The organism is Micromonospora sp. NPDC049903 (assembly GCF_044460945.1).
Lineage (GTDB): Bacteria > Actinomycetota > Actinomycetes > Mycobacteriales > Micromonosporaceae > Micromonospora.
The window spans coordinates 125,492-133,980 of the sequence record NZ_JBITKL010000018.1; the positions used below are offsets into that span (position 1 = coordinate 125,492).

At 72.6% G+C, this 8,489-nt stretch carries 6 protein-coding genes; 2 read left to right on the plus strand and 4 right to left on the minus strand.

The window, feature by feature from the left end; translation table 11 throughout:
- Positions 1-2: 2 nt before the first annotated feature.
- From ACIBO1_RS23870 to ACIBO1_RS23885, 4 genes are read right to left on the minus strand one after another with little or no spacing between them, the layout of a single operon-like run.
- On the minus strand, positions 3-1,493 hold the full coding sequence (locus tag ACIBO1_RS23870) for a mannitol dehydrogenase family protein (RefSeq protein WP_396750141.1): 1,491 nt from the start codon (positions 1,491-1,493) through the stop codon (positions 3-5).
- On the minus strand, positions 1,484-2,785 hold the full coding sequence (locus ACIBO1_RS23875) for an enolase C-terminal domain-like protein (RefSeq protein WP_396750143.1): 1,302 nt from the start codon (positions 2,783-2,785) through the stop codon (positions 1,484-1,486). The genes ACIBO1_RS23870 and ACIBO1_RS23875 overlap by 10 nt, the downstream gene beginning before the upstream one ends.
- Positions 2,782-4,212, minus strand: a complete 1,431-nt coding sequence (uxaC, locus tag ACIBO1_RS23880; protein WP_396750145.1) for a glucuronate isomerase — start codon at positions 4,210-4,212, stop codon at positions 2,782-2,784. The genes ACIBO1_RS23875 and uxaC overlap by 4 nt, the downstream gene beginning before the upstream one ends.
- 24 nt (positions 4,213-4,236) lie before the next feature.
- A complete protein-coding gene (locus tag ACIBO1_RS23885) occupies positions 4,237-5,565 on the minus strand; it encodes a Gfo/Idh/MocA family protein (RefSeq protein WP_396750147.1) in 1,329 nt (442 codons plus the stop codon).
- Positions 5,566-5,801: 236 nt separating this feature from the next.
- Between ACIBO1_RS23885 and ACIBO1_RS23890 the strand changes: the two genes are divergently transcribed.
- Together ACIBO1_RS23890 and ACIBO1_RS23895 are read left to right on the plus strand one after the other, a co-directional pair.
- Entirely contained in the window at positions 5,802-6,932 is a 1,131-nt protein-coding gene (locus tag ACIBO1_RS23890) for a LacI family DNA-binding transcriptional regulator (protein WP_396750149.1), read from the plus strand.
- A 19-nt stretch (positions 6,933-6,951) separates the two neighbouring features.
- Positions 6,952-8,295 carry an ABC transporter substrate-binding protein gene (locus ACIBO1_RS23895; protein WP_396750151.1) on the plus strand — a complete coding sequence of 448 codons (1,344 nt, stop codon included), beginning with the start codon at positions 6,952-6,954 and terminating at the stop codon, positions 8,293-8,295.
- Positions 8,296-8,489 lie beyond the last annotated feature (194 nt).

The following is an 8,489-nucleotide window of genomic DNA, read 5'->3' on the forward strand; positions in this document are numbered from 1 at the left end:
ACTCATGCGGCGCCGGCCAGGGTGGCGGGTACGCCGTGCCGCTGCAGGTCGGTCAGCCAGGCGGTGACGTCGGCGCGGACCTGCGCGTCGGCGGCCACCTCGGGCGGGACGACCTCGTCGAGGGCGAGGACCGCGTCGACGGCACCCGCCGGGGTCTGCGGCGCGGAGGCCAGGGCGGTACGGATCCGCTCGGCCAGCGGGTCGTCCAACGGCAGCGTGCGCCCGTCGTCGGCGGTGCCCTGGGCGAACCGGATCCAGGCGGCCACGACCAGCGCCGCCCACCGGGCGGACCGGCCGGAGGCGCGCAGGTCGGCGATGGTGTGCAGGATCCGTTGCGGCAGCTTCTGCGACCCGTCCATCGCCACCTGGAGGGTGCGGTGCCGGATCGCCGGGTTGCCGAAGCGGGCCAGCACCTGCTCGCCGTAGTCGACCACGTCGACGCCGTCGGGCGGGGTGAAGCTGGCGGCCACGTCCTCGGCGATCAGCCGACGCAGCACCGTCGTCAGGTGCGGCAGCGCGAGCGCGTCGGCGATCGTCTCGCACCCGGCCAGCGCACCGAGGTACGCGGCGGCCGAGTGCACCCCGTTGAGCCCGCGCAGCTTCAGCCGCTCCCACGGTCCGGCGTCGTCGCAGAGCACCGCACCGGCGCGGTCCCAGGCGGGCCGTCCGCCGGGGAAGTCGTCCTCGATCACCCACTGGGTGTACGGCTCGGCCGCCACCGCCGCCAGGTCCTCGACGCCGAGCGCCCGACGGGCCGCCTCCAGGGTCTGCGCGGTGCTGGCCGGCACGATCCGGTCGACCATGGTGCCGGGGAAGCCGACCTGGCCCTGGACCCAGTCCAGCGCGGTCTGCCCGGCGCCCGCGTACACCAGGGCCTGGGTGACCAGGCCGCGCAGCCGGCGGCCGTTGGCGGGCAGGTTGTCGCAGCTGACCAGCGCGATCGGCCCGGCGTCGGCGGCGGCCCGGGCCAGCAGGCCGCGCACCAGCAGCCCCGGCACGGTGGCCGGTGGCCGGTCGCTGGTCAGGTCGGCGACCAACTCGGGATCGGGGCGCAGCGTCCCGGCCGCCGGGTCCAGTTGGTACGCCTTCTCGGTCACCGTCAGCGTCACCACCCGGATCGCCGGGTCGGCCAGCAACGCCACGATCGCGCCCGGGTCGGCGGCTGCCAGCCGGACGTCGGCCAGCGCCCCGATCACCCGGGTGTGCTCGTCGGCAGCGGAGAGCGTGCTCACGCTGAACAGGTTGTCCTGCGCGGTCAGCGTCCGCACCAGGTCGGCGTTGCGCGGCGCGACACCGACGATGCCCCAGTCGCCGCCGGCCGCCGCGAGCGCCTGCTCGGTGTAGACGGCCTGGTGGGCGCGGTGGAACGCGCCGAGCCCGAGGTGCACCACGCCGGCCGGCACGGTGCCCGGGCGGATCAGCGGACGGGACTGCGCCGGCAACCGGCGCAGGGCGCCCAGGTCCAGCCGGGACGCGCCCACGGTCACCGCCACGTCGGGCCGTCCGGGAAGCGGAAGGTCGCGATCGACTCCGGACGCATGGTGGCGCTGTAGCCCGGCTCGGTCGGCAGCAGGTATCGCCCGTCGCGGGTGCGTACCGGGTCGACGAAGTGTTCGTGCAGATGGTCGACGTACTCCACCATCCGGCCCTCCAGACTGGTGCCCACCCGCAGGTAGTCGAAGATCGCCAGGTGCTGGACGTACTCGCAGAGCCCGACGCCGCCCGCGTGCGGGCAGATGGGTACGCCGAACTTGGCGGCCAGCAGGATCTCGGCGAGCACCTCGTTGACCCCGGCCACCCGGCAGGCGTCGATCTGCATCACGCCGATCGCCTCGGCCTGCAACAACTGCTTGAAGATGACCTTGTTGGCGGCCACCTCGCCGGTGGCGACCCGGCACCGGCCGCCGGTCAGCTCCGTCACCGCGCGGGCGATGCGGGCGTGTCCCAGGACGTCGTCGGCGTGCGTCGGCTCCTCGATCCAGTACGGGTCGACCTCGGCCAGCGCCGTCATGTTGGTGATCGCCTCGTCGACGTCCCACACCTGGTTGGCGTCCATCATCAGCAGCGCGTCCGGGCCGATCTCGGCCCGGATGATCCGGGCCCGCCGCAGGTCGTCGGAGGGCGGGCCGCCGACCTTCATCTTCATCGCCCGCCACCCCTGCGCGTACGCGTCCCGGGTCAGCGCCCGGACCTTGTCGTCGGGGTAGCCCAGCCAGCCCACCGACGTGGTGTACGAGGGGAAGCCGTCCCGCTCCAGCAGGGCCAGCCGGTCGGCGAGCCCGTCGCGGCCCTTGTCCAGGATGGCGGCGGCGTCGTCCGGGGTGAGCGCGTCGGTGATGTGCCGGAAGTCGACGTTGGCCACCAGCTCCTCGGTGGACAGCTCGGCCAGATAGCGCCACATCGGCTTGCCGGCGAGCTTGGCGCGTAGGTCCCACACCGCGTTGACCAGCGCGCCGGTGGCCATGTGGATGACCCCCTTCTCCGGGCCGAGCCAGCGCAACTGCACGTCGGCGACGAGCGAGCGCCAGAACGCCACCGGCTCGGCGGTGATCTCCTCCACCGTGCGTCCCCGCACGTGGTGGGCGAGGGCCTGCACGGCGGCGCAGGTGATCTCGTTGCCGCGTCCGTTGGTGAAGGTGAACCCGGCGCCGGTGGGGCCGTCGTCGGTGTGCAGCTCCACGTAGGTGGCCGAGTAGTCGCCCCGGTTGATCGCGTCGGAGCCGTCCCCGCTGGCGGCGGTCGGGAACCGCACGTCGTGCACGGTGACGTCGGTGATGGTGGTCATGCTTGCCTCTCCCCGAACTTGAAGACCTGCTTCGGCAGCCGGTACGCCAGGTCGACGATGGTCTCGGCGGCCTCGTCCATGGGCAGTCGGTGCTCGGCGACCAGCCGGGCCAGGAAACCGGCGTCGACGCGGCGGGCCACGTCGTGGCGGACCGGGATGGAACAGAACGCGCGGGTGTCGTCGACGAACCCGGCGGTGTTGTAGAAGCCGGCGGTCTCGGTGACCGTCTCGCGGAACCGGCGCAGCACCTCGGGGGAGTCCAGGAACCACCAGGGCGCGCCGAGCACCAGGGCGGCGTACCCGCCGGCCAGCGGTGCCAGTTCCCGGGTGAAGGTGTCCTCGTCCAGCGTGTAGAGCACCACCCGCAGCCGGGGGTCGTTGCCGTACGCGTCCAGCAGCGGGGCCAGCGCGTGCACGAACTCGGTGGCCTGCGGGACGTCGCCGCCCACGTCGCGTCCGTGCCGGGCGTGCAGCCACCGGTTGTGGTTGCGCACCGCGCCCGGGTGCAGCTGCATGACCAGCCCGTCGTCCAGCGACATCCGGGCGAACTCCAGCAGCATGTGGGCCTGGAACGCCTCGGTGTCGCCCGGTTCGGCCTGACCCCGGCGGGCTCGGTCGAACAGCGCCGCCGCGTCCGCGCCGAGGTCCAGCGTGCGGGCGGTGAGGTGCCCGTGGTCCGACGAGGTGGCACCGGCGGCGATGAACGCCTCCCGGCGGGCGCGCAGCGCGGCCAGGTAGCCCTGGTACGTGCCGGTGTCCTCACCGGTGATCTCGCCGAGCCGGTCGACGTTGGCCGACCAGTCCTCGAACTCCAGGTCCACCACGTTGTCCGGCCGGAAGGTGGTGACCACCCGGCCGCCCGGGCCGCCCCACCCGTCGGCGGCGAGCTTGGCGTGCCGGCTCAGGTCGTCCAGGGGCGACTCGGTGGTGGCCAGCACCTCGATGTTGAACCGCTCGAACAGCGCCCGGGGGCGGAAGTCCGGCTCGGCCAGGCGGGCGGCGAGTGCGTCGTACACCTCGTCGGCGGTCTGCGGCGACAGCCGGGCGTCCAGGCCGAAGACCTCGGTGAGGGTCTGCTCCAGCCAGAGCCGGGACGGGGTGCCCCGGAACAGGTGCCAGTGCTCGGCGAAGCGCCGCCAGATCCGCCGCCCGTCGGTCTCCACCGGGCTGCCGTCGCGGGTCGGCACGCCCAGCTCGGCCGGGAGCACCCCCTGGCTGAACAGCATCCGGGTCAGGTAGTGGTCGGGCACGATGAGCAGCCGGGACGGGTCGGGGAACGGCTCGTCGTCGGCGAGCAGCCCCGGGTCGACGTGCCCGTGCGGCGAGATGACGGGCAGCCGCGCCACCAGCGCGTACAGCTCCCGGGCCAGGGCGCGTTGGCCGGGCTCGGCGGGTAACAGCAGGTCGGGACGGGTCGAGGTGGGCACGGGGTTCGGCTCCTGGGGTCGAGGTCAGTCGAGGGTGAGCAGGTCGGCGACCCGCACGGGGGCGCCGGTGTCGAAGGACCGGTTGGCGGCCAGGCCGGTGAGCAGGGCCAGCGCGCCGTCGCGGGCGCTCGCCGCGCGGTCCAACGGATCGGGTACGCCGCCGAACAGCACCTGGGTCATCCGGGCGTCCGCCCCGCCGTGGCCGTGCCGGGTGTACCCGTCGACCTCGATGCGCTGGGGCGGGGACCAGAACGGGCGCAGGGTCAACGTGGCCTGACCGCCCTCGGCGGCGGCCTCGGTGCCGTGCAGGGCGGCGCCCTTGAGCGCACCGGCAGCGGCCGGGCTGACGAACTCGCTCTCGGTGACCTCCAGCTCCAGCCGGCCCCGGCTGCCGTTGACCATCACCCGGTAGCCCTCCCACGGCGCGTACGCGGTGAGGTGGTAGGTCATCGTCGCGCCGCTGGAGTAGGTGGCCAGCACCGCCATGTCGTCCTCGATGGTCACGCCGGGGGCGAAGACGTTGCGGTCACGGTGGTAGCCGTCCTCGGCTTCGGCGTCGAGGTACAGCTCGCGCAGCCGGGGGTGCTCGGCCAGGCGCAGCGCGAACGGGTCGTCGGCGGCGGCGGGGGCGGCGTGCGCCCGGTCGTAGTCGCGGGCGTAGCCGTGCCGGCGGCCGTCGTCGCCGTAGAAGAACAGCCGGCCGGCCGCGTACACCTGCACCGGGGTGGCGTCCAGCCACCAGTTGACCAGGTCGAAGTGGTGGCTGGCCTTGTGCACCATCAGCCCGCCGGAGCTGGCCTTGTCGCGGTGCCAGCGCCGGAAGTAGTCGGCGCCGTGGCGTACGTCGAGCAGCCACTCGAAGTGCACCGAGCCGATCTCGCCGACCGCGCCCTCGGCGAGCAGTCGCCGCATCTGTTCGTGCAACGGGTTGTAGCGGTAGTTGAACGCCACCGTCACCCGTCGGCCGGTGCGGCGTACCGCGTCGAGGATGCGTTGGCAGCGGGGCGCGTCGATGGTCATCGGCTTCTCGGTGACCACGTCGCAGCCGGCGTCCAGCGCGGCCACCACGTACTCGTCGTGGGTGACGTCGACCGAGGTCACCAGCACCACGTCGACCCGTTCCTTGGCCAGCATGGTGGTGAAGTCGTCGGCGTGGTAGGTCGGCAGCCGAGCGTGGCCCAGCTCGCCGAGCCACCGGTTGTGGGCGTCCATCCGGGCCTGGTTGACGTCGGCGAACGCGACCAGTTCGGCGGTGTCCGCGTGGTCGCGGACCAGGGCCCGGACGAACATCTCGGCGCGGGCGCCGGTGCCGACCACGGCGTACCGGGCGCGCTTGCCGGGTTGCGGTGACACAGACCGATCCTCCTCGATCTTTGTGCAAACCTTTGCAGTGAAGTAACCACGATCGATCGTTCAGAGTCAACGAGCGGCCGAGAATCGGCGTCTTTTGACCGCATTCGTGGGGCTTGGAGTGCATGGCGAGAGCCCGGCCGAAACAGAGCTGTAACCATGCGCCGTTGACAGTGGAGCAACCGTTTGCATTAATTGGCGGCACCGTGACCGCCGACACATCGATGAAGGGGGCCTGAGTGCCAGTCACCATCCGGGACGTCGCACGGGCCTCCGGCGTGCACATCTCCACCGTCTCCCGCACCTTCTCCGCACCACATCTGGTCAACCCGGAGACCCGGGTACGGGTGCTGGCCTGCGCCGAGGACCTGGGCTACCGGCCCAACCGCGCCGCCCGGGCCCTCATCACCGGCCGGACGCACAACATCGGCCTGATCATCGCCGACATCGCCAACCCGTTCTTCCCGCCGCTGATCAAGGCGGCGGAGAGCCAGGCCCGCCACCGCGACTACCACGTCTTCGTCGCCGACACGAACGAGGACGCCGCCGCGGAGGAGGAACTGGTGCACGCCCTGGCCAAGCAGGTCGACGGGGTGCTGCTGTGCAGCCCACGGATGAGCAACAGCCTGATCGAGCAGCTCAGCCGCGAGGTGCCGCTGGTCGTGGTCAACCGCCAACTGGCCGGTCTGCCCTGCGTCCTGATGGACGTCGGGCAGGGCGCGCGTACCGCCATCGAGCATCTCGCCGGCCTGGGCCACCGGCAGATCGCCCTGCTCGGGGGGCCGCGCGGCTCATGGACCAGCCGGGAGATCCGACGCGCCGCCAGCGCGGCGGCCCGGACCGCCGGCGCGGACCTGACCGTGCTCGGCCCCAACCCGCCCACCGAACACGGCGGCCTCGCCCAGGCGGAGCAGGTCCGCCGGGCCGGCGTCACCGCCGTGCTCGCCTACAACGACCTGATCGCGATCGGGCTCCTGGAGGGGCTCGACGCACTCGGGGTCGGGGTGCCGCAGGAGGTCAGTGTCGTCGGGGTCGACGACATCAGCCTGAGCCGACTCACCCGCCCCAAGCTGACGACGGTGGCCACGCCGACCGCGGCCGCCGGCCGGACGGCCGTCGACATGTTGCTGCAACAGGACACCGATCTCCCGCGCACCGGGCGGGGCGGCGGTGCCGGGGCGACAGTCGGCGTCCGTCGTACCACCGCACAGGTAATGCTCCAGACCGAGTTGGTCATCCGCGACTCCACCGCGCCGGGACCATACGCCGGCCGGGAACGTCCCGGCGCCGCTGCCGTAGGCCCGGGCCCGCATCGCCGTGCGGACCCGGGCAACCCGATCGTGGCCGCCGGTGACGTCGTCGCCTCCTAACGCCAAGGAGTGAGCGCACATGCACCCCGCAACGCACCCCACCGCGAACGCGTCCGACGGGCGCACCTACCGTACCCCTCTGCTCCGCCGCCGGTTGCTGCGCGGCATGCTCGCCGCGGTCGTGGCCCTGCCGCTGGTCGGCGCGGCCGCCGCCTGCGGCGGTGACGACGCCGGCTCCGACGGCAAGGTCAAGCTCTCCATCTTCTGGTGGGGCGGCGAGGCCCGGGCCGATCTCACCAACCAGGCCCTCGACCTCTACACCAAGAAGAACCCGGACGTCACGTTCGAGAAGGTGTGGCAGGCCAACCAGGGCTACTTCGACAAGCTGGCCACGCTCACCGCCGGCGGCAACCCGCCGGACATCTTCCAGATCGACGACAACTTCCTCGCCGAGTACGCCGCCCGCAACGCCACCCTGGACCTGAAGAAGTACACGGACTCCGGCGACCTGGACACCAGCAAGTTCCCGCCCAGCCTGCTCCAGTACGGCGAGGTCGACGGCAAGCTCGCCGGCCTGGCCGCCGGGGAGAACACCCAGGGCCTGGTCTACAACAAGACGCTGCTGACCAAGAACGGGCTGCCCGAGCCGACCACCGGGATGAGCTGGGAGGAGCACATCGCCTGGGCCGAGCAGGTCAGCAAGAAGGCCGGTGTGCCCGGCACCCAGGACCCCAGCGCCGACTACAAGGCGTTCTGGGTCTGGCTGCGCCAGCAGGGCAAGGACCTCTACTCCGGCAACGACCTGGGCTTCACCGCCGAGGACGTGACCAAGTGGTTCGAGCTGTGGAAGGGCGCGCGGGACCGGGGCGCCACCCCCACCGCCGACATCATCCACGAGGGCAACGCCACCGACATCACCAAGCAACTCGTGGTGACCGGCAAGTCGGGCACCTCCTGGGTCTGGGTCAACCAGATGCCGGAGCTGAAGAAGAACACCGCCGACGAGCTGGGCGTCATCGCGTACCCGGGTGACCCGAGCGCGCAGTGGGCACGTGCCTCGATGTACTGGTCGGTCTTCCGTGGCAGCAAGAACGCCGACGTCGCGGTTGACGTGATCAACTTCCTGGCCAACGACCCGGAGGTGGTCAAGCTGCTCGGCACCGACCGGGGCCTGCCGTCCAACATGGACCTGCGTCGGGTGGTCAGCGACGACACCACCGACCCGGCGATGAAGCAGTCCATCGAGGTCGAGAACAAGCTGGCCGAGACGTTCGGTGAGGCGCCGCAGGTGCCGATCAAGGGCCACAGCAAGCTCCGCGCCGAACTGACCAAGGCCGCCGAGAACGCCCAGTACGGGCGGGCCACCCCCGCCGAGGCCGCGGCGCAGTTCGTCGAGGCCAGCAAGGCAGCGATCGCATCCTGACCCGCCGCGCTACCCCGGAGAGGAGCAGTTCGTGGCTCTGACCACGGCGCCCGACCCGACCCGCCGCGGTAGCGGGTGCGTGGGGGGCGGGCCCCCCCCCCCCGGGGGGGGGGGGGGCCCCCCCCGGGGCGGGGGGGGGGGGGGGGGGGGGCCGGGCGCCACGCGGCTACGGGGGGTGGGGCCCCCCGCCCGGG

Excerpts from the sequence above, each read along its gene's own strand:
- ACIBO1_RS23895 (WP_396750151.1), top strand. The coding sequence starts at position 6,952 with ATGCACCCCGCAACGCACCCCACCGCGAACGCGTCCGACGGGCGCACC.
- ACIBO1_RS23875 (WP_396750143.1), bottom strand. The coding sequence starts at position 2,785 with ATGACCACCATCACCGACGTCACCGTGCACGACGTGCGGTTCCCGACC.